Here is a 20,962-nt window from a genome sequence, read left to right as displayed (position 1 = left end):
CTCCGGTCTCGCCGGAAAGCTCCGGGCTTGCCTGGAAGCTGCGGGGCCGCCGGAAGCTGCGGGGGTCGCCGTACGGCTACGGCGACCCCCGCATGGTTGGGGCGATCCCGCGGGTGCGGGTCAGGATAGCGGGCCGCGGCTACTGGAAGTCGGCCAGCCAGAGATCCGGGCCGAACACCTCGTATTGAATGTCCTTGGCCGGCACGCCACCGGCAATCAGGGCGCTCCGGACCGATTTCAGGAACGGCAGGGGACCGCAGAGGTAGTACTCGGCGTCGTCCGGGAGATCCACCTGGCTGACATCCATGAAACCGGTGAACACGGATCCGGCTGCATCTCCGGCCCCGGCCGGGGTCAGGAACCACGTCTTCAAGGTCCCGTCGGCCAGTTTCGCGAGATCCTCGGTGACCTGCGCGCGGAGCGGGAATGATGCCTCGCTGTCATCGGCGTGCAGGAGCACCACCTGGCGCTGGGAACCGGACTGCACCAGGTGGGAGAGCATCCCGGCCATCGGAGTGATGCCGATTCCGGCGCTGGCCATGACCAGGGGTCGGTCCGTGTACTCGAGCACGACGTCGCCGAACGGTGCCGAGAGCACCACCTCATCGCCCACCTGGACATTGTTGTGGAGCAGGGTGGACATCTCGCCGTCGGGAGTCTCGAGTCCATGGACGCGTTTGACCGCGAACTGCCGGTGGTGGCCGTCGTCGGCCTTGGTCAGGCTGTACTGGCGGGGCTGCTGCACGCCGTCGGGCATGGTCATCTTGATGGTCACGTACTGCCCCGGCAGGGACGGCTTGACGTCGCGCTCGTCGGTACGTTCGACGACGAAGGAGACGACGTCGTCCGTCTCCTGGATCCGCCGCACCACCCTCCACGTCCGCCAGATGGTCTCGGGGGAGAGGTGCACGGCGTTGTACAGCCCGCGCTCCTTGTTGATGAGCAGGTTCGCCATCAGCCAGTAGACCTCGTCCCAGGCGGCGGCGACCTCCGGAGTGACGGCATCCCCGAGCACGTCCACGATCGCCCACATGAGGTGGTCGTGGACAATCTGGTACTGGTCCGGGCTGAGCCCCAGCGAGACGTGTTTGTGGGCCACCCGGGAGAGCAGATGGTCCGGCACCTGATCCGGATGCTCCACGAGCATGCCGGCGAATGCCGCGATGGATCCGGCGAGCGCCTGCTGTTGGCGGCCGTCCGCCTGGTTCCCCCGGTTGAAGAGGCCGTCCAGGAGATCCGGCCGTGCCTCGAACATGTGCATGTAGAAGCGCTTGGCGATCTCCTCGATGTGCTCGCCGACCACGGGCAGCGTTGCCTGGATAACGGGAAGTGAAGTGTCTGAGAGCATGGTGGACCCCTTCCGGTGCGACCGGTATTACCCGGCGGTGCCGGGCGACTCAGCATTTCCACGCTAACAGCCGGGGCGGCAGGCCTTCCGGGCCGATCGGCCCTACATCGGCGGGGGAGACCGGTGCAGGGAGCCCGGGGCCACGGACCCGGCGGTCAGGCCTTGCGGTCCAGCAGCAGGTTGGTGATCCGCAGCGTGCAGAGCCGCTGGCCGGTCTCGTTGGTGATCAGCACCTCGTGGGTGGTCAGCGTGCCGCCCAGGTGGATGGGGGTTGCCGTGATGGTGATGGTCCCCTCCCGGGCCGACTTGTGATGCGTGGCCGAGACGTCCACGCCCACCGCCGTCTTGCCCAGGGTGCTGGCGTGGATGACGGCGGCCCAGGAGCCCACGGCCTCGCCCACGGCCAGCGAGGCGCCGCCATGCAGCAGCCCGAACGACTGCCGGTTGCCCTCCACCGGCATGGTCGCGACCACCCGGTCCACGGACTCCTCGACGATCTTCACGCCCATCTTCTCGTCGAGTTCCCCGAGGGTGATCTTCCACAACTCGGTGCTGCCGGTCTCGGGCGTCATAGTGTCTCCTTTGTTGCCGGCCGGCGGCGGGTCCGGACGGTCGGTGCCGCCGCGGCTAGTGTGCGGCAGGCCTCATTCATGTACTCTAGATCATATTACCGAACGGACGGTCAGTAATGTTCCGGCCGTGTTGATCTTGCTCCCCGTTGGAAGGACCCGTCAACGATGACCGCCACAGCCGCACCCGCAGTAGACACTGTAGAGATCGTTCCCAGCTTTATCCGGGGTTCCTGGTGGACTCCTGACGCCGCCTCCGCCGCGGGCGCCGCGCCCGTCCTGGACGCCAGCACCGGCGAGCTCCTGGCCAAGGTGAGCACCGAGGGGCTCGACCTCGCCGCCGTCGTGGACTACGGCCGCACCACCGGCCAGGCGGAACTGGGCAAGCTGACCTTCCACCAGCGCGCCCTCAAACTCAAGGAACTCGCGCAGTACCTCAACGGCCGCCGCGAGGAGTTCTACGAACTCTCGGCGCAGACCGGCGCCACCAAGATCGACTCCATGATCGACATCGACGGCGGAATCGGCGTGCTGTTCACGTTCGGGTCCAAGGGCCGGCGGGAACTCCCCAACGCCCAGGTGGTGGTGGACGGTCCCATGGAGGTCCTGTCCCGGGACGGCTCGTTCGCCGGCGAGCACATCTACACCCGCATCCCCGGCGTCGCCGTGCAGATCAACGCCTTCAACTTCCCCGTGTGGGGCATGCTGGAAAAGCTCGCCCCGGCCTTCATCGCCGGCGTCCCCACCATCGTCAAACCGGCCACGCCCACGGGCTACGTGGCGGCTGCCGTGGTCAAGGCGATCGACGAATCCGGCATCCTGCCCAAGGGCTCCCTGCAGCTCATTTCCGGCTCCGTCCGCACCCTGCTGGACCACCTGGACTACCGCGACCTCGTGGCCTTCACGGGTTCGGCCTCGACCGCCAACACGCTGAAGTCCCACGTCAACGTGGTCAAGGGCGGCGTCCGCTTCACCTCCGAGACCGACTCCCTCAACGCCGCAATCCTCGGCCCGGATGCGGTCAAGGGCACCCCGGAATTCGACGCCTTCATCAAGTCCCTCGTCACCGAGATGACCGCCAAGGCGGGCCAGAAGTGCACCTCGATCCGCCGCGCAATCGTCCCGCAGGACCTGGTGTCCGACGTCGTCGCCGCCGTGGGGGACCGCATCAAGGAGCGCGTCGTGCTGGGTGACCCCCGCGCGGAGGGTGTCACGATGGGCGCCCTGGCCTCCCTCGAGCAGCTCGCCGACGTGCGCGCCGCCGTCCAGTCCATGCTCGACGCCGGCGGCGAGCTTGCCTACGGCACGCTCGATGCGCCGAAGGTCACCAGTGCAGACGGAAGCGTCGGCGTCGTCGACGGCGGCGCCTTCATGTCCCCGGTCCTGCTGAGCTGGGCCGACCCGGAGGCCGAGGAGGTCCATTCGCTTGAGGCTTTCGGCCCGGTGTCGTCGGTGATCGGCTACACGGACCTGGCCGACGCCGTCCGCCTCGCCGCCCGCGGCGGCGGTTCGCTGGTCGCATCGGTCTGCACCAACGATCCCGCCGTGGCGCAGCAGCTGGTCACCGGGATCGCGGCCCACCACGGCCGCGTGCTCATGCTCAACCGCGAGGACGCCCGCAGCTCCACCGGTCACGGTTCCCCCGTCCCGCACCTGGTCCACGGCGGACCGGGCCGCGCCGGCGGCGGCGAAGAGCTGGGCGGCATCCGCTCGGTGATGCACCACATGCAGCGCACCGCCATCCAGGGTTCGCCCAACATGCTGACCGCCGTCACCGGGGTCTGGCACACCGGGGCGGACCGCAACTTCACGCTGGAGACCGAGGGCCAGCACCCGTTCCGGAAATCCCTGGCCACGCTGCACATTGGCGATGCCATCCGCTCGGAGCTGCGTGAGGTTTCGCTGGAGGAAATCACCAAGTTCGCGAACTCCACCGGTGACACCTTCTACGCCCACACCAACCAGGAGGCCGCCGCGGCCAACCCGTTCTTCCCGGGCATCGTGGCGCACGGCTACCTGCTCCTGGCCTGGGGCGCCGGCCTGTTCGTGGAGCCCGCGCCGGGCCCTGTCCTGGCCAACTACGGCCTGGAGAACCTGCGCTTCATCACCCCCGTGGCCGCCGGCGACTCCATCCGGGTCACGCTGACGGCCAAGAAGATCACCCCGCGCGAAACCGACGAATACGGCGAGGTGGCCTGGGACGCCGTCCTGACCAACCAGAACGACGAAATCGTGGCCACCTACGACGTCCTGACCCTCGTCGAGAAGTAGCCCGGCGCTTCCTCAGGCCGTGCGGCTCCGCTGCCGGCGCTCCTCATCCCGCGGGGAGCGCCGGCAGCCGGCTGCTGGCAGCCAGCTGCCGGAAGCCAAGGCGCGTCCGGCGTCCGCGGCGGAACTTGCAGGTTCTTTCCGGCCCGCTCCGGCGTAAAATCTTGCTCGTAGGAGGTGGCGAAATGTCCCTAGTACTCAGTAAAGCCACAACAGTCCTGCCAGTCGATGATGCAGAGCGTGCCCGGCATTTCTACGAGGACACTCTTGGACTCCCGCACCGTGGCGTGGCAGACGACGGAAGTGAATTGTTCGGCTCAGAAGGCGGCCCGATGCTGCAGCTGATGCCTGTCAAGGACGGAAAGCATTCAGAGCACACCGCCTTGAGTTTTGAAGTCAACGAGATCGAACGCACGGTTCACGAGATGGAAGCCAAGGGCATCACGTTCCAGGACTACGATCTCCCGGATCTCAAGACCGAGAACCATATTTGTACGACGGATTCCGAGAAGTGCGCCTGGTTCATGGACTCCGAGCACAATATTCTCTGCGTGCACGAGAACATCACCACGGTAGCCGACTACCAGCTCTGAGGTTCGATCATGCCCTGAAATGGGACCGACGGAATCGAGGCGGGTAGATGGACGGCGCTCCGGCTCAGCGGGGCGCCTTTTCTGTGCCCGGTTAGCGATCTCGCGGCGCCGCAGGCTGCCGCGTGATCCCTGTCCTGTGTTCCCCTGTCCTGTGTTCCCCTTCCGGTGTCCCCTAACCTGCGCCAATCAGGTGTAGCTTGAGTTCTGAGTTCTGAGTTCTGAGTTCTGAGTTCAGAGTTCAGAGTTCAGAGTTCAGAGTTCAGAGTTCAGGCCGGCCGATGCGAGGTGCCCGACATGACGGATTCCCGGCCTTGGCCCGGGCCGGCGCCCAAAGCCCGGATCCGCCGCGTCGCCTGGTTCCCCACCACCCGAAGCGGCAAGGCGGCGCTGACGCTGGCGTATGTCACCGTCTTGTCTCCCGCCTGGGTCTTCCTGCTCCTGGGGCAGGGCATCTACATGGCAGGCGCGTCCGATGACGTGGTGATAGCCCTGCTGGTGGGCACGGTCGTGGCGCTCTGGAGTTCCCTGCTCTGGGCGAAGGAACACTCCATCCTCGTCGCGGCGTTCACCGTGGTCCTGTCGGCCGCGCTGATGTACTTCCTTTGGTGGGTCACGACCGCCCCGGGGTCGGCGGCCTGATGACGGAGTCGTCGAAGCCGCGCGGCCGCAGCATCGCCTGGCTGCCGCGTACCAAAATCGGCAAGGTGGCCCTGGGCCTGGACCTGGCCATGGTGTGCTTCCCGGCCTGGGTCCTTCCGACCTGGTTTCTCGTCACGTTCCTGGCGGGTGCCGGCGGCATGTTCGAGTCGCCCCGGGCGGTGGCCGCGAACAGCATCTTCCAAGCACTCGTGGTCGCCGGCACCCTGGTAGTCAACCTGACCGCGCTGCTCCGGGCCAAGGATTATTCGATGCTGCTCGGTCTGGCCGTGCTCGCCCTGTCGGCAGTGCTGCTGTACATGGGCTGGTTCGTGGCCGAGAAGGGTATTCCCGGCAGTGCCGGGGCACTTTGAGGCTGACGGGTCGCGTCAGGCCTGGCTAGGGACGTGGAGGCCGTGGAAGGCCATGGTGATGACGTCGTCCGCCAGCTTCTCCGGGGACAGCGAGCCGCCGGGCTTGTACCACTCGACGATCGAGTTGATGGTGCCGAACAGCAGCCGGGTGACGGTGCGCGGGTCGATGTCCTGGCGCAGCGAGCCTTCGTCGCGGGCGGCCGAGATGAGCGCCGCCACCTTGTGGTCGAACGTGCGCCGGCGTTCCAGCGCGTCCCGCTCGATTTCAGTGTTGCCGCGCAGGCGCAGCAGCAGCGTGACGAACGGCAGCCGTTCCACCAGCACCGAGATGGTTTCACGGACCACGAATTCCAGCCGGGCCTCGGCGGACCCGGACTGCGCCCCGGGCCGGTCCAGGATGGCCTCGAGGCCGCCGAGGGCGTGGTCCAGCGCGAGTTTGAGGAGATCGCCTTTGGACGGCACGTGGTGGTAAATCGCGGACTTGGAGATGCCCAGGTTCTCGGCGAGGATGCCCATGGACGTGGCGTCGTAGCCGTGGCGGTTGAAGACGTCGACGGCGATCAGCAGCACCGACTGCTGGTCATAGCCGGGCCGGCCGCGCTTGGTGTTTGTCTCTGAGGTGGGCATACTCGCTAGTTTCTCATGAACGGTCGGTCAGCCCGGCCAGCGTGGCCTCGAAGGACACGCCGGCCGGGCTGACCGGGTGGCTGATCAAGCGGGGCGGGTCAGCCCTTGGGGCGCATGTCGTAGATCCGCCGCAGCTTGCCGTTGGACCGCTCCAGCGAGCCGGGCTCGACGACGTCGACAGTGCAGGAGGAGCCGACGTGGATCTTGATCTGCTGCTGCAGGACCTTGGCCGCCGCAGCACCGCTCTCGATCGTGACGGTGTCGCGGCGTTCAATTTTGACGGTCATCTGGTCCATCCGGTGGCCCTCCGGCCGCGTGAGTTCCAGCTGGAAGTGCGGGCTCAGCTCCGGGATGCGCAGGGCGATTTCCTCGATCTGCGACGGGAACAGGTTCACGCCGCGCAGGATGATCATGTCGTCGCTGCGGCCGGTGATGCGGCCCATGCGGCGGTGCGCCGGGCGCGCGGTGCCCGGCAGCAGCCGGGTGAGGTCCTTGGTGCGGTACCGGATGATCGGCAGGGCTTCCTTGGTGAGCGAGGTGAAGACCAGCTCGCCCGGTTCGCCGTCGGCCAGGACCACGGAGGGGTCGAAGGCGTCGATGATCTCGGGCCGGAAGTGGTCCTCCCAGATGTGGCTGCCGTCCTGCGTCTCCACGGCTTCGCCGGCGACGCCCGGGCCCATGACCTCGGAGAGGCCGTAGATGTCGCAGGCCTTGAGGTTCATGGTCACCTCGAGCTCGTGCCGCATTTCCTCGGTCCACGGCTCGGCGCCCAGGACCGCGTACTTCAGCGAGGTGGAGGCCGGGTCGATGCCCTGCTTGATCATGGCGTCGGCAATGGTCAGCAGGTAGGTGGGGGTGGCCAGGATGGCATCGGGCTTGAAGTCCTGGATGAGCGTGATCTGGCGTTCGGTCTGGCCGCCGGAGATCGGGATGACGGTGCAGCCGAGGGCCTCGGCGCCGGCGTGGGCGCCCATGCCGCCGGTGAACAGGCCGTAGCCGTAGGCGTTGTGCACTTTCATGCCCGGCCGGACACCGGAGGCGCGCAGCGAGCGGGCCACGAGCTTGGCCCAGTCGGCGAGGTCCTTCTTGGTGTAGCCCACCACGGTGGCCCGGCCCGTGGTGCCGGAGCTGGCGTGGATGCGGGCCACCTCGTGCTGCGGCACGGCGAACATGCCGAAGGGGTACTCCAGGCGGAGGTCTTCCTTGGTGGTGAAGGGGAACTTGCCGAGGTCCGAGAGTTCGCGGAGGTCCGTGGGGTGGACGCCGGCCTCGTCGAACTTGCGCTTGTACAGGGGAACGCGGTCGTAGGCGTACGCCACGGTGTGCTGCAGGCGGCTCAGCTGCAGTGCCTCGAGCTCGTCGCGGGAGATGGTTTCTTCGCGGTCCAGGACAGCATCACTGGTGGCGGCGACGGTTTCTTGGGTCATCTGGGGTTCCCTGTTTCTATTTCTTGGAGATGGTGCGGCTGCGGCCGCGGAACTCGGCGACGAGTTCCCATGTAGGGGCATCGGTGGCGATATCGGAGGGGAGTTCGCCCGGGATCGTGGCGGCGGGCGCCGAGCCGGCGCGGGCCGGCTGCGGGCCTGTGCCGGGATCAGCGGCGTAGATCTGGACGTCGTAGAGGCCGCTGCGCCCGGTGCTGGCGCGGCGGTTGGCGACGGCGGTCAGCACCTGGCCGCGGAAGGCCGGCTTGAGGAAGTTGATGTCGACGCCGGAGGCCACGGTGATGGTGCCTGTGTCGAGCCCGGCTTCGCCCGGTTTCGGGTGGGCCGGGTTGCATGCCAGCGCGAAGGCTGTGTCGCCGAAGGCGAAGATCATTCCGCCGTGGGCCATGCCGAATCCATTGAGCATTTCCTGCCGGAGCGTCATGCGGATCGTGGCATGTCCGTCGTCCAGTGCCACCACTTCGATGCCCATCCACTCCGAGGCATAGTCGTCTTTGAGGATGGGGTGGGTGTCACCGGAAATCGTCACTTCAGCCATGCGTCGTTGCCTCCAGCTTTATTTACCGAATGTTCATTAGGTAATCCCATTTGGGTGCCTTCTGTCAAGAGCCGGCGACCGCGTGAGGCGCCTGCTGCGCCGGCACCGCGGACACATTGCAGGACCAGTCCTGTGCGCAGCCCCGGGTGCCGCATGGAGAAACCGCGGCAACAAGTGAAAGTATGGAGGGACGGAGCACCACCACGACACGACCTAAGGGCGGATCATGGCCAAGGGGATATACGTCAGCGCGACCACACCGGGATCCGGAAAGTCGCTCATCGCACTGGGGCTGGCTGACACGCTGCACCGGCATGCGGACCGCATCGGCTTCTTCAAGCCGGTGGTTCACGGCAACGACGTCGCGGCGGACCCGATGGTGGCACTGATGAAGGCCCGGTTCGATCTTGATGACCAGCGCTGCCGCGGCGGCCTGACGTTTGCCGAGGTCCGCGGGCTGCTGGCCGAGGGGAAGAGGGCCGAGATCGACGCCCGCTGCGTGGAGATCTTCGCCGAGATGTCGCGCCACTGCGATGTGGTGATTGTGGAGGGGACGGACCTCACCGGCCAGGATGCCGCCGTCGAGTTCGACCTCAACGCACGCCTGGCAAACAACCTCGCCGCCTCGATCGTGGCCGTGGTGGGCGCGAAGGGGCGCTCTGTCGCGGAGGCCGCCGACGCCGTCGAGGTCGCCCGGAAGGAACTCCTCGCCGAACGCTGCACGCTCCTGGCCATCATGGTGAACCGGGCCGACCCGGAGGACCTGGACGGCATTGCCGCGGCCGTGCGCCCCGGCGCCTCGGGCCGGCCCGTGTACGTCCTGCCGGAGCTGGACTCGATCGCCCGGCCCACCACCGGCGAGGTCGCCTCCGCCCTTGGCCTGGGCCAGGTGGCCGGGCTGCCGGACCTGGAACGCGACGTGCATTCGGTCAAGGTGGCCGCCATGAACGTCGCCAACTTCCTGCATGTGCTCGACGACGGCGCCCTGGTGATCGTTCCCGGTGACCGGGCGGATGTGCTGGTCGCCTGCCTGGCGTCGTCGTTCTCGCCCGAGTTCCCGGTCCCGTCCGCGCTGATCCTGACCGGCGGCCTGGCGCCCGATCCCACCATCTACTCGCTGCTGGCGCAGGCCCCGTTCCCCATCTTCGCCGCCCCGGATGACACCTACGTGACCGCCAAACGGGTCTCCGAGGTGCGCAGCGAGATCTGGTCCGGGCACCGCCGCAAGGTGGCCTCCGCCCTGGGCCTGTGGGCCAAGCGGGTGGACGAGGCCGAGCTGCTGGAGCGGCTGCACCTGCCGCGGCCGGAACGGATGACGCCGCTGCGGTTCCTGCACGACCTCATTGAGCGGGCCCGGCAGCAGCGCCGGCACATTGTCCTGCCGGAGGGGAACGACGTGCGGATCCTGCGTGCCGCCGAGATCCTGCACCGCCGGGACGTCTGCGACCTCACCATCCTGGGCAACGAGTCCGATGTCCGGGAGCTGGCCTCCACCCAGGGCATCGACCTCTCGGGCATGAGCATCGTGGACCCCGCGACGTCGGAGCTGCGCCAGCGGTTTGCGGAGAAGTATGCCGAGCTGCGGGCGCACAAGGGCGTGGACCTCGCCCGCGCCCTGGAAGTCATGCTGGACGGCAGCTACTTCGGCACCATGATGGTGCAGCTGGGCGTGGTGGACGGCATGGTTTCCGGTGCCGCGCACACCACCGCCCACACCATCCGTCCCGCGCTGGAGTTCGTCAAGACGCGCGACGGCGTGAAGATCGTCTCCTCGGTGTTCCTGATGCTGATGCCGGACCGGGTGCTGGTCTACGGCGATTGCGCGGTCAATCCGGACCCGAACGCGGAGCAGCTGGCGGACATCGCGCTGGCCTCGGCCGAGACCGCGGCCCAGTTCGGCGTGGAGCCGCGCGTGGCTATGCTGTCCTACTCCACCGGCGGATCCGGCACCGGCGAGGCCGTGGACAAAGTCCGGCAGGCCACCGAAGTCGTGAAGGCCCGCCGCCCGGACCTCGCCGTCGAAGGCCCAATCCAGTACGACGCCGCCGTGGATGCCGCGATCGCGCAGTCCAAGATGCCCGGCTCGTCCGTCGCCGGGCAGGCCACCGTGTTCATCTTCCCGGACCTCAACACCGGCAACAACACCTACAAGGCGGTGCAGCAGTCCTCGGGGGCGGTCGCCGTCGGGCCCGTCCTGCAGGGGCTCCGCAAGCCGGTCAACGACCTCTCCCGCGGCTGCACCGTGGAGGACATCGTGAACACCGTAGCCATCACCGCCGTGCAGGCGCAGTCCGCGCCGGCACCCGAAAAGGCACCCGAACAGCCCGTCGAAGCCAAGGCCTAGGAGGCCCTCCATGCTCGTGCTCGTCATCAACTCCGGCTCGTCCTCACTCAAGTACCAGGTGCGGGACGTGGCTTCCCACAGCGTGCTCACCGAAGGCCTGGTCGAGAAGATCGGGATGGGGACCGGGGGTGAGGGGGACGGCCAGATCGAGGGCCCGCGCGACCACGCCGAGGCCCTGGAACTGGTGGACGCGGCCATCCACGCGGCCCTGGGGGACCGGGCGCTCGACGCCGTCGGCCACCGCGTGGTGCACGGCGGGGAGCGCTTCGCCGAGCCGGTGCTGGTCAACAACGAGATCACCCGGGCCATCGAACGGCTGAACCCGCTCGCGCCGCTGCACAACCCCGCCAACGTCCTTGGCATCCGCGCGATCTCGAAGAAGTGGCCGGAGCTGCCGCAGGTGGCCGTGTTCGACACCGCCTTCCACCGCACCATGCCCGAGCACGCCTGGCGCTACGCGGTGCCGGACGAGCTCTACACCAACCACGGGATCCGCCGCTACGGGTTCCACGGCACCTCGCACGAATACGTGGCGCACCGCGCGGCGGCGCTGCTGGATGTTCCGGTGGAGGAGTTCGACGCCGTGATCGCCCACCTGGGGAACGGCGCCTCCGTCACGGCGATCCGCGGCGGCCAGTCCATCGACACGTCCATGGGGTTCACGCCCCTCGAGGGCCTGGTCATGGGCACCCGCTCCGGCGACCTCGATCCGTCCATCCTCGTCTTCCTGGGCCGGGCCGGCTGGTCGCCCGAGGACCTGGATGCGATGCTGAACCGGCAGTCCGGGCTCAAGGGCCTGACCGGGAACAATGACATGCGCTCGGTGGTGGAGGCCGCGGAAGCCGGGGACGCCAGGGCGGCCATGGCCCTGGCGGTCGCGTCCTACCGGCTCGCGAAGTACATCGGCGGGTACCACGTGGCCGTCGGCGGCGCGAAGGCCCTCGTGTTCACGGCCGGGATCGGCGAGAACTCGCACCAGTTCCGGAACCTCGTGGCGCAGCGGCTCGGCGCCCTGGGCGTGGAGCTCGACGCCGGGCTGAACCGGGAGCGGTCCAAGGAACCCCGCGTCATTTCCGTCCCGACGTCGGCCCTGCCCGTCCTGGTGGTCCCCACCGACGAGGAGCGGGCGATCGCGGAGGCGACGGCCGCCGTCGTCGCCCGGGCATCGGTCGCCCCCTAACCGACCCAACTAGCTAGCAGCAGGGGCCGTTTTGAGCCCTCAAAACGGCCCCTGCTGCGAGTCAGTTGGGTGAGGGGTAGCGTTGGGGGAATGACTGACCCCAAACCCCTGCCTCCGCTGCCCATCCGCACCGAACGGCTGGTGCTGCGGCGCTTCGAGGCCTCCGACCTCGAAGCCTTCCACGCCTACCACTCGCTGCCCGAAACCGCCCGGTTCCTGCCGCGCGAGGCCAAGAGCTACACCCAGTCGATGGAGACCGTGGGACGGTACGCCAACTTCGAGTTCGAGAAGGAGGGCGACTGGGTGGCCCTGGCCATCGAGGGCCAGGACTCGCCCGGACTGCTCGGCGAGGTGGTGCTGAAATGGCTGGAGGGGTGCGGGCAGGCCGAGGTCGGCTGGAGCCTCGCGCCGGAGGCCCGGGGCAAGGGGTTCGCGGCGGAGGCTGCCGCCGCGATGCTGAAGCTTGGCTTCGAGGACCTGGGCTTCCACCGGATCGACGCCAAGCTTGATGCCCTGAACACTGCCTCGGCGGCGCTCTGCGAACGGCTCGGCATGCGCCTGGAATCACGGCAGGTGGACAAATGGCACTACAAGGGCGAATGGGCCACGGAGGTGGTGTACGCCATCCTCGCGGACGAATGGAAGGCCCGCTAGCCGGAGTGCCGCGGCTGAGGGCGCCGGGAAGCACCGATCTGACGGAAGCACCGATCTGACTGAATTTGGATCTGACCGAAGCGCCGATCTGACGCAAATGGCCGGAATGAAGCCCTCATTCCGGCCATTTGCGTCAGACCGGGCGCCGTTCGGGTCCGCGCCTACGGCGCCGGCGGGGTGGTCTCCGCCGGAACTGGCGTGGCCGTGCCTGCGGCGGGAGCTGTGGAACCGGCCGTCGCCGATGCCGCGGGCTGCGTCGGTTCCTGCGCTGCCGGCGCCGTGGAACCTGAACCCGAGCCCGGAGCGGTCGACGCCGTACCACCGGTCGGCGCGGGGCCGCCGGCCGGCGCCGTGGTTCCGGCAGTGGCTTCCGGGGACGGGGTGGCCCCTGAACTAGCGCCAGATGTGGCCCCAGGCGTTGCCCCCGGCGAACTCCCCGGCGTGGCGGCCGTGCCGGAGGACCCGGCCGGGGTGGCGCTGGGATCGGCCTTGATGAGGTTCATGATCTGTTCCTTGTACGCGCTGAGCCGGCCCTGGATCTCCGAGAGCGGCTGGTCCCGCAGGTCCTTGCCGTAGGCGGCGATCTCCTGCCACAGCGCGTTGAGCCTGGCGGTGCCGTCGCGGCTCAGGGGCCCGTCGAGCGTGAGCACCAGTTGGCTCGCCAGGGCGTAGGTCAGGCAGCGGACGCAGTTGTAGTTGGCGGATGCCGAGAGGTTTTCCGGGACGATCACGTCGGTCTGGCCCACGATCAGGACCACCTGGAAGCCCACGGCCACGGCGGCGCAGTCCGCGCAGCTGGCGAAGGCGTAGGCCTCGTTCTTGGTGTCCACGGAGTCGCCGTCGTCGGCCCAGACCAGGGCGAAGGCGACGTCGTAGACCACCGAACCGTCCGTGGTGGTGACCGCGAGGGACTGGTTGCCGTCGTCCTCCGGCGCAGCCGGCTTGTCGAACGGGAAAACCCAGGAAGGAGCAGTCGGCGCCGCCGCGGCAGAACCTGCGCCGGCCTGCCGGGGCACCAGGACCATGCTCAGCTGCGGATCGTCGCGGGTGGGCTTCCGGGCGCCTTCCGGCCACAGGGCCACGGTCCGTCCCGACTGGCCCTCGGCCATCCGGCCCGTGCTCGAGGCCGGGAAGACGGCCGTGGTGGTGTCGGCCAGCGTGCCGCGCTCGTAGGGCTGGACAGGGCGGTAGGTGTCGGCGCGTGGCCACCAGGCCCAGGCGAGACCGGCGGCCACGGCCGTGATGGCAACGATGGCCGTGGCGCGCTGTACGGCCTTGCCGCGGGTCTTCCGCCACAGCCCGGTGACCAGCTGACGGGCCAGGCGCTGCAGAATGTAGCCGATGCCCAGCACCGGCAGTGCCAGGCAGGCGAGTGCGATCACCCGCACGGCGGCGTCGGCAAAGTCTCCGGTGGAGAGGCTGTGCGAGAGCATCGCCTGCTGCTTCAGGCCGTTGTCCCAGGCGGTGCCCAGGACGCGGGGCAGGGTGAACACCATGGTGGCCATGCTGAAGACCAGCAGGGGAACCGTGACCAGCACCCAGACGGTGACCACGGCCCGCGCCCACGGCTTCAGGAGCCGGGCTTCGGGGTCGGCCGGACGCCACGGCACCAGGGCCATCAGGGTGGGCTTGATGCGCTGGAACAGGTCCGGGACGCCGGTGGCGTCGGCCAGGATGTGATAGCCGTCAAAACGGACCATCGGCATCAGCTGCCGGACCATCTGCAGGATCTGGGTGACCACCACCAGCAGCAGGGCATCGAAGCCCGTGGCCCACCAGATGCCCATGATGGCGACGGCCACGATGGCGTTGAAGTACAGTCCGCCCAGATCGGTGCGGAGGCGCCCGCCCCGGCCGAGCCGGTAGGAATCGGTGACGTCCGTGTAGAAGGCGGGCCACATCAGGTACAGGCCCGTGCCCATGGCGCCCGGCGTCGCCCCGCCGCGGCGCGCGCCGGCGGCGTGGCCGAACTCATGGAAACCGGCCGACAGCACTGTCACCACCAGGATCAGGAGCACCAGGCCGGGGTTGGCGAATGCCTCGTGCGTGGCCGATGCCAGTCCCTTGACCATCAGCACCCACCAGCACGTGCCGAGGAACGCAACGGTCACGGCCGCCACGATCAGGGGATTGAACAGCCTGGCGAACGGCGCCGTGAGCTTCCGGGTGCGGTCCGGATCGGTCACCGAGTACCGGAAGCGCATGCCCAGCAGCGGATCCGCCTTCTTCACCTCGGGCTCGGAGCCGTCCGCCAGCCGGAGCAGCCCGAGGGGAAGGAGCTGCGAGGTGATCAGCGTGCGGACGTTGTCGGCACTGACCAGCCGCCCGAAACCGGTGCTGGCGTGCCGCGCGATTTCCTCCGGGCCCCGGCGGCCGTCGATCGCCTCGAGCACGAGGTAGAGCAGGCGGGTGAGCTGGATGGTCTGGCCGTCGGCGCGGCGCACCAGGGACGGGGCTTCCTTGTAGCCGGAGCCCTTGGCCTCGCCGATCAGCTGGACGCCCGCGGCCCGCACCGGAACCGGCTGCTCGCTGACCGCCACGGACGACGCCGGACCACCAGTAACGCCGGCAGGGCCGGCGGCCGCGGCGGTACCGGAAGCGCCGCGGGCCGAAGCGGCGGCAGAATCCCCGCCGCCGGCGGGCAGGACCGAAGGACCGTCCTGTCCGGACGGCCCTCCGTGCACAGTGCTCATCTAGGTGCTACTGCTTCAGGTCGGACTGCTGGTCGGCCGAAGCCGTGGCGTCGCCATGGATGTCCTGGTTGATGATGGCGTCCTGCTGTGCGACGGCGAACGCGTTGCTGTCGATGGAGCCGATATTGGCGCCGACTGCCGCATCGATCGGTGCGGCCACGTTGGCGTTGGCGGCCACCGCACCGTTGATCGGGGCCGCGATCCCCGCATTGGCGTCCAGGTTCACGTCGACGTTGAGCAGGTTCCCGCTGAGGGCGCCCGCGCCGCCGGCAGCTCCGGCGATATCGGTCGGCAGCGCGCCGCCCAGGTCGGGGGCCGTGCCGTCCGGCAGGCTGCCGGTGGCATCCGCAGGAACAGCACCCGCATCCACGGCGCCGCCAAGGTCGGTCGCGGCCGGATCCGTTGCGGCCGGATCCGTTGCGGCCGGATCCGCGGCGGCGGGTTCGGAGGCCGCGGTCCCGGCGTCGGCGCCCTGGTCGATGACGCTGTCCTGGGTGGAGTCTGCCGTGGCGTCGCCCGTGACGCCCTGGTTGATGATCGTTCCCTGGTCAGCGAGGGCCTGCGACTCGGACCCGACTGAGAGCACGTTGGCCGACGCACCGGCGTCGATCGGGGCGGCCACGTTGGCATTGGCAGCGACGCCAAGATCGATCGGCGCCGCGGCGCTGATGCCGAGGTTCAGGTCCGCGTTCAGGTCCAGGACGGAGGCCACTTCCTTGTCCGGAAGGGCCGTGCCGCCCTGCGCCATCAGCTCATCATCAGTCAACGGGGTCATTCCCTGCTCAACGCTCATAACAAACTCCATCTCCGGCACCCTGTGCCCGGTCAAGCCCTGCGACGCCCCGCCCCCAGCGGCCGGGTTCCACGTCGAAGTGCCCATCATGCCAGTAAATAGTAAGCATGATGACCAATTTCTGAAGATCTTGAAAAGAATCCGCATGCGAAAATGACGGCATGACCCACGATCTGCAACAAATCGACCCTCCGGAACCACAAGCAGCCCTGGACCCCGCCTTCGAAGCCGCCTATCAGGCCGCCCAAAAGAGCCTCAGCGAAGGCGGCATCCCCATCGGCGCGGCGCTCGCCCGTGACGGCGTGGTCATCGCGAGCGGACACAACGTCAGAGTCCAAAATGGCGATCCCATCGCGCACGGCGAAATGTCCGCACTCCGCGCGGCCGGCCGGCAGAGGAGCTACCGTGACACCACGCTGTACACCACCCTCGCCCCGCGTGCGATGTGCACCGGAACCATCATCCAGTTCAAAATCCCCCGTGTGGTGGTGGGTGAAGCGCGCACGTTCGACGGCGAATTCGAGCTTCTGCGCTCACGTGGCGTTGAGGTTTTGGTGCTGGATGATCAGCGTTGCGTGGACATGATGCGTGCCTTCCAGAACGACAACCCGGACCTCTGGGCGGAGGACATTGCCGAGTAGGCCGGGACGAGCAGTCGACGTCACCACGGACGTCGCGGGTTTGCCGCCCACAGCAACATGGCGCTGGGAGTCATCGCCGCAGCCCATCGCGCGGGGGTCACCGTGGCCCGGGAACCCGCTTCTCCCGGGACAGCCCGATCCCCAAGACGATGAGGACCGTCACCGCCAGCAGGGGCGCTATGTACGTGCCAGGGTAGATCCCAAAGCCCATGGCCACGATGAAAGACGCCATGAGCGCGTACAGGGTCCAGCCGAGCAGCAAGAAGGGCGCCGCGCGGAGCCGTTGGCCCTGCTTGACCAGGAGCAAGATAGCCGAGGCGAGCGTGCCGATCGCCGGAAGTAGGAATAGCAACGGAGCGAAGCCACCCACCTTTGAGACGCCGACGAGGAACTGTAAGAAGAGCCAGACTCCCAACACAATCGCCACAATGCCCGAGGCAAGCCGGTAAGCGGAGGACCCGGGCTCCGTGGGTGCAACAGGAACCCACTGACCAGCGGGCGGGAACTGCTGCGCAGGCGGATAGGGAATGTACTGCCTTTGCTGGTGGTTCGGCTGCTGAACGTACGCCGGCGGAGCATAGGGCGCCGGCTGCTGAGCGTACCCTGACGGAGCGTAGGGCGGCTGCTGAGCGTACCCTGGCGGAGCATAGGGCGCCGGCTGCCCATAGTCCGCCGGAGGCTGCTCCGGGCTCTGCAGGGCCGGCTGGACCGGCGGTATGTTCTCAGTCAATGGTGCCCCCCATAGTTGTGGTTCAAGTCGCCCACAGAGTACACCCGGCTCTCGTCGGGATCAGGCCACGGGATCAGGCCACTTACGGCGCGCCCCGACGCGCCCGACGCGCCGTGGGGCTCGCCTTACTTCAGCCCGGCTCCCGGCAGCAGTTCGGTGGCGCCGAGGGAATCGGCCACGAACGCGTAGTCCCAGGCCCGTTCGCGCCACTGCACGTACCGGCCCGAGGCGCCGCCGTGGCCGCCCTCCATCTCGATCTTCATGACGATCGGCTCGCTGCCGGTGTTCACCTCGCGCAGCCGCTGCACCCATTTGGCGGGCTCCACGTACAGTACCCGCGTGTCATTGAACGAGGTAACCGCGGCGATCTTCGGGTACGCCACGGCGCGGACGTTCTCGTACGGCGTGTAGGACTTCATGTAGGCGTAGACGTCCGGGTCCGTGATCGGGTTGCCCCATTCCTCCCACTCCAGGGCCGAGAGCGGCAGTTCGGGGTCCAGGATGGTGGTCAGCGCGTCCACGAACGGGACGGCCGCAACAATCGCCGCGTACTTTTCCGGGGCGAGGTTGGCGACGGCGCCCATGAGCAGCCCGCCCGCGGAGCCCCCCATCGCCGCGATCCGGGCCGGGTCCACCCAGCCGGATCCGGCAAGCCAGTCCGTGGCCGCGATGAAATCGGTGAAGGTGTTCTTCTTGTGCAGCTTCTTGCCGTCGTCGTACCAGTGCCGGCCCAGCTCGCCGCCGCCGCGGATGTGCGCGATCACGAACACGACGCCCCGGTCCAGCAGGGACAGCCGGGGGATCCCGAAGCCCGGGTCCATGCTCATCTCGTAGGAGCCGTAGCCGTACACCAGGCCGGCCGCCGTCGAATCCTGCCGGACCGAGGCGTGGCGGAGGACGGAGAGCGGAATCCTGGTCCCGTCGGAGGCCACCGCCCACTCGCGGGTGGCTACATAGTCCGACGCCGTGTAGCCGCCCAGCACCGGGCTTTCCTTGCGCAGCAGGAGTTCACCGGCCGGAAGCTCCGGGGTGGGGAGGACGAAGTCGTAGACCCGGGACGGGGTGAAGTAGGAGGTGTAGCCCATCCGGATCACGGGGGCCTCGTAGTCCGAGCCCGCGACGCCGGCCGTGTACAGCTCCTCGTCGAAGGCCGGTTCCACCGCGGCGCCCTGCTCGGGGGTGCCCAGGCCGGCCAGGGGCAGGACCTGGACGCGTTCAATAGTGTCCTTGCGGACGGAGACCACCGCGTGGGTGGACGTCACCCCGGCGCCGTTGACGCGCACCTCGTCGGAGTGTTCGACGACGGTGCTCCAGTGCTGCTCGGCGAGCGGCTTGCCGAGCTCGGCCGGGTCCACGAGGGAGACCATGGAGTTGATGGCGTCCTTGTTGTGGGTCAGCAGGATCCGTTCCACGCCCTGGCCGGAGGCGTCCGGCAGCAGGAACGGTTCGGCCTCGTACAAGATGCGCTCGTCGCGCGAGATCACGGTGCGGAGACCGGCGTCGGGGTCATCAAAGCGCAGCAGGCGCGTTTCACTGAACTCGGAGCAGCCGATGCTCAGCACCAGGTGGCGCCGGTCCGCGGAGAGCTCGAAGCCGAGCCACATGGCGACGTCGTCCTCCTGGTAGATGACCCGGTCCTCGCCGACAGGCGTGCCGAGCACGTGGGACTTCACCTGGTAGGGCCGCCAGGAATCGTCCACCACGGTGTAGAAGATCCGGCTGCCGTCGGGGGAGAAGGAGATGCCGTAGAAGACGTTCTCGATCACGTCCGGCAGCAGCGCGCCGGTGCGGAGGTCCTTGATGCGCAGCGTGAAGCGCTCGTCGCCGGCGTTGTCCACGGCGTAAGCGTAGAGGGTGCCGTCGATGGTCGTGGCCGCGCCGCCCACGGCGAAGAACGGCTTGCCCTCCGCCTCGAGGTTGCCGTCGAGGAGGACTTCCTCGCCGGGGATGCTGACGCCGGCCTCGACGGCGGGGGGAGTCCAGTCCGCGACGCGGTCCCCGGTGTCCTGGCCCCGGACGCGGCAGTGGATCCCGTATTCCTTGCCCTCGACCGAGCGGGTGTAGTACCACCAGCCGTCCTTGCGGTTGGGGACCGAGAGGTCTGTTTCCTGGGTGCGGCCCTTGATTTCCTGGAAGATGGCCTCGCGCAGCGGCTCCTGGTGCGCGGTCACGGCCTCCTGGTAGGCGTTTTCGGCCTTGAGCAGGTCCACCACCTCCGCGGATTCCTTGTTCCGCAGCCATTCGTAGTTGTCCTCGAACGTGTCGCCGTGGTGTGTGCGGAGGGCAGGGATCTTCTTGGCGACGGGAGGCTGCGGGGACGGCTGCACGGGAGTCTGGGTCATGGAACCCAATCTACCGAAGAGCGGCGCCTCAATTGCCGTTCTGCAGCTTGTTGGCCGCCACGTATGCGGCGAGCGTTCCCGAGCCCAGCGCGGCGGAGACAGCGGCGGTCGCGGCAGGGTCCTGCCGGACAATGGACTGGCCGTCCCGGCTGAACCCGGTGCCGGCGGTCGGCAGCGTGAAGAAAACAGCCTGTCCGGGGGCCGTGTGGCGGAGGCTGAAGGCGAGGTCCTCGAGCGACTTCTGGCTGGAGCTTGCGTCCACGGTCACGTGCGGCAGCACCGTCGTGATGAGTTTCCGCACGGTCTCGAGGTCCGCCAGCCGTCCCTCGGCGGCCAGCTTGGCCATCAGGGCCTTCAAGAACGTCTGCTGGTTCCGGACCCGCTGGTAGTCGCCGTCGGCGAAGGCATGGCGCTCGCGGACAAAGGCCAGGGCCTGCAGCCCGTTGAGCCGGTTGACGCCCGCCGGAAAATACACCTTGTCATCGGCGGTGCTCGTGAAGGACTGCTTGACGTTGACGTCGACACCGCCCAGCGCGTCCGTCATGGCCGCGAACCCCTGGAAATCAACCATCACGGTGTGGTCGATGTGCGTACCGAGCAGCGCCTCCACCGTCTGCGTCATCAGGGGCAGTCCGCCCAGCTCAAGTCCGGCGTTCACTTTCGCGGCCCCGTGGCCGGGGATGTCCACCCACAGGTCGCGCATGATCGAGATGCCGTAGACGCTCTGCCGGTCCGCCGGGATGTGGATCAGCACGAGGGTGTCCCCGCGCTGGTCGGAGGCGCTGCCGGCGGCCGCTGCGGCCCGTTCGTTGACCCGGCTGTCGCTCCCGATCAGCAGGATGTTAAGCGCGACGGCGGGTGGTTCCGGCGTCGGGGTCGGGCTGGGTGTGGGGGCGGGCGGCGTCGAGGGCGCGGCGGCCGGGGCGGCAGCCGGTGAGGCGCTTCCCGCCGGCGCGGGGGCCGCGGCCCGGGGCCGGGTGAGGACGAACGCGACGGCCGAGACGGCGATCGTGAGGACGAGCAAGGCGCCCACAAGCAGGAAGATCCGACGGCGGCGGCCCGCCTCGGGCGGCGGGGCAGGGGGACCGGACGCCGCGGAAGCCGCGGCTGCTGGCTCCGGAGCGTTCCCCATGACCGGACGCTACCACCGCCGGCCGCCGCGGACTATGGGTCCAAGGACCTCCCCG

At 68.4% G+C, this 20,962-nt stretch carries 18 protein-coding genes; 8 read left to right on the top strand and 10 right to left on the bottom strand.

Annotated features, from left to right (window positions below; genetic code table 11):
* Window positions 1-139 precede the first annotated feature (139 nt).
* Entirely contained in the window at window positions 140-1,348 is a 1,209-nt protein-coding gene (locus LDO15_RS18075; RefSeq protein ID WP_223980761.1) for a globin domain-containing protein, read from the bottom strand.
* 155 nt (window positions 1,349-1,503) lie between these two features.
* Window positions 1,504-1,920 (bottom strand): hotdog fold thioesterase, encoded by a 417-nt coding sequence (locus LDO15_RS18070; protein ID WP_223980759.1) that lies wholly within the window; start codon window positions 1,918-1,920, stop codon window positions 1,504-1,506.
* 165 nt (window positions 1,921-2,085) lie between these two features.
* Here LDO15_RS18070 and paaZ point away from each other — a divergent pair, with 165 nt between their 5' ends.
* The 4 genes from paaZ to LDO15_RS18050 all read left to right on the top strand — a co-directional run bounded on the left by paaZ (window position 2,086) and on the right by LDO15_RS18050 (window position 5,788).
* Window positions 2,086-4,188 (top strand): phenylacetic acid degradation bifunctional protein PaaZ, encoded by a 2,103-nt coding sequence (gene paaZ / locus LDO15_RS18065; RefSeq protein ID WP_223980757.1) that lies wholly within the window; start codon window positions 2,086-2,088, stop codon window positions 4,186-4,188.
* Window positions 4,189-4,370: 182 nt separating this feature from the next.
* Window positions 4,371-4,778: a VOC family protein gene (locus tag LDO15_RS18060; RefSeq protein ID WP_223980755.1), complete on the top strand. Its 408-nt coding sequence runs from the start codon at window positions 4,371-4,373 to the stop codon at window positions 4,776-4,778.
* A 294-nt stretch (window positions 4,779-5,072) separates the two neighbouring features.
* Window positions 5,073-5,417 (top strand): hypothetical protein, encoded by a 345-nt coding sequence (locus LDO15_RS18055; protein WP_223980753.1) that lies wholly within the window; start codon window positions 5,073-5,075, stop codon window positions 5,415-5,417.
* Window positions 5,417-5,788, top strand: a complete 372-nt coding sequence (locus LDO15_RS18050) for a hypothetical protein (protein WP_223980750.1) — start codon at window positions 5,417-5,419, stop codon at window positions 5,786-5,788. Before LDO15_RS18055 ends, LDO15_RS18050 begins: the two co-directional genes overlap by 1 nt.
* Window positions 5,789-5,803: 15 nt before the next feature.
* On the opposite strand, the gene LDO15_RS18045 is transcribed toward LDO15_RS18050, so the two are convergent.
* From LDO15_RS18045 to LDO15_RS18035, 3 genes are all read right to left on the bottom strand, one after another.
* Window positions 5,804-6,415 carry a TetR/AcrR family transcriptional regulator gene (locus LDO15_RS18045; protein WP_223980747.1) on the bottom strand — a complete coding sequence of 204 codons (612 nt, stop codon included), beginning with the start codon at window positions 6,413-6,415 and terminating at the stop codon, window positions 5,804-5,806.
* Between the two features lie 98 nt (window positions 6,416-6,513).
* A complete protein-coding gene (gene paaK, locus LDO15_RS18040) occupies window positions 6,514-7,842 on the bottom strand; it encodes a phenylacetate--CoA ligase PaaK (protein WP_223980746.1) in 1,329 nt (442 codons plus the stop codon).
* Between the two features lie 16 nt (window positions 7,843-7,858).
* Window positions 7,859-8,398 (bottom strand): hotdog fold thioesterase, encoded by a 540-nt coding sequence (locus LDO15_RS18035; protein ID WP_223980744.1) that lies wholly within the window; start codon window positions 8,396-8,398, stop codon window positions 7,859-7,861.
* Window positions 8,399-8,624: 226 nt separating this feature from the next.
* On the opposite strand from LDO15_RS18035, the gene pta reads away from it, so the two are divergent.
* The 3 genes from pta (at window position 8,625) to LDO15_RS18020 (ending at window position 12,576) form a co-directional block, all read left to right on the top strand.
* On the top strand, window positions 8,625-10,742 hold the full coding sequence (gene pta / locus LDO15_RS18030) for a phosphate acetyltransferase (RefSeq protein ID WP_223980742.1): 2,118 nt from the start codon (window positions 8,625-8,627) through the stop codon (window positions 10,740-10,742).
* A 10-nt stretch (window positions 10,743-10,752) separates the two neighbouring features.
* Window positions 10,753-11,922, top strand: coding sequence for an acetate kinase (locus LDO15_RS18025; protein ID WP_223980740.1), 1,170 nt, complete (start codon window positions 10,753-10,755; stop codon window positions 11,920-11,922).
* 90 nt (window positions 11,923-12,012) lie between these two features.
* Window positions 12,013-12,576, top strand: coding sequence for a GNAT family protein (locus LDO15_RS18020; RefSeq protein ID WP_223980738.1), 564 nt, complete (start codon window positions 12,013-12,015; stop codon window positions 12,574-12,576).
* 161 nt (window positions 12,577-12,737) lie between these two features.
* Here LDO15_RS18020 and LDO15_RS18015 read toward each other — a convergent pair whose 3' ends face one another.
* Together LDO15_RS18015 and LDO15_RS18010 are read right to left on the bottom strand one after the other, a co-directional pair.
* The gene (locus LDO15_RS18015; protein WP_223980736.1) at window positions 12,738-15,269 is read right to left on the bottom strand and encodes a hypothetical protein; all 2,532 of its coding nucleotides are present in this window, start codon (window positions 15,267-15,269) and stop codon (window positions 12,738-12,740) included.
* A 7-nt stretch (window positions 15,270-15,276) separates the two neighbouring features.
* Entirely contained in the window at window positions 15,277-16,062 is a 786-nt protein-coding gene (locus tag LDO15_RS18010; protein WP_223980734.1) for a peptidoglycan-binding protein, read from the bottom strand.
* 161 nt (window positions 16,063-16,223) lie between these two features.
* Between LDO15_RS18010 and LDO15_RS18005 the strand changes: the two genes are divergently transcribed.
* On the top strand, window positions 16,224-16,703 hold the full coding sequence (locus tag LDO15_RS18005; protein WP_223980732.1) for a nucleoside deaminase: 480 nt from the start codon (window positions 16,224-16,226) through the stop codon (window positions 16,701-16,703).
* Between the two features lie 97 nt (window positions 16,704-16,800).
* Here LDO15_RS18005 and LDO15_RS18000 read toward each other — a convergent pair whose 3' ends face one another.
* The 3 genes from LDO15_RS18000 to LDO15_RS17990 all read right to left on the bottom strand — a co-directional run bounded on the left by LDO15_RS18000 (window position 16,801) and on the right by LDO15_RS17990 (window position 20,907).
* A complete protein-coding gene (locus LDO15_RS18000) occupies window positions 16,801-17,121 on the bottom strand; it encodes a hypothetical protein (protein WP_223980730.1) in 321 nt (106 codons plus the stop codon).
* Between the two features lie 437 nt (window positions 17,122-17,558).
* Window positions 17,559-19,775: a S9 family peptidase gene (locus LDO15_RS17995; protein WP_223980728.1), complete on the bottom strand. Its 2,217-nt coding sequence runs from the start codon at window positions 19,773-19,775 to the stop codon at window positions 17,559-17,561.
* Window positions 19,776-19,803: 28 nt separating this feature from the next.
* Window positions 19,804-20,907, bottom strand: coding sequence for an LCP family protein (locus LDO15_RS17990; protein ID WP_223980726.1), 1,104 nt, complete (start codon window positions 20,905-20,907; stop codon window positions 19,804-19,806).
* Window positions 20,908-20,962 lie beyond the last annotated feature (55 nt).

The organism is Arthrobacter sp. NicSoilB8, from assembly GCF_019977355.1.
In the GTDB taxonomy this organism is placed as follows: Bacteria; Actinomycetota; Actinomycetes; order Actinomycetales; family Micrococcaceae; genus Arthrobacter.
The sequence above is the reverse complement of the archived record's forward strand: the minus strand, read 5'-3'. Positions and strand labels throughout refer to the sequence as shown.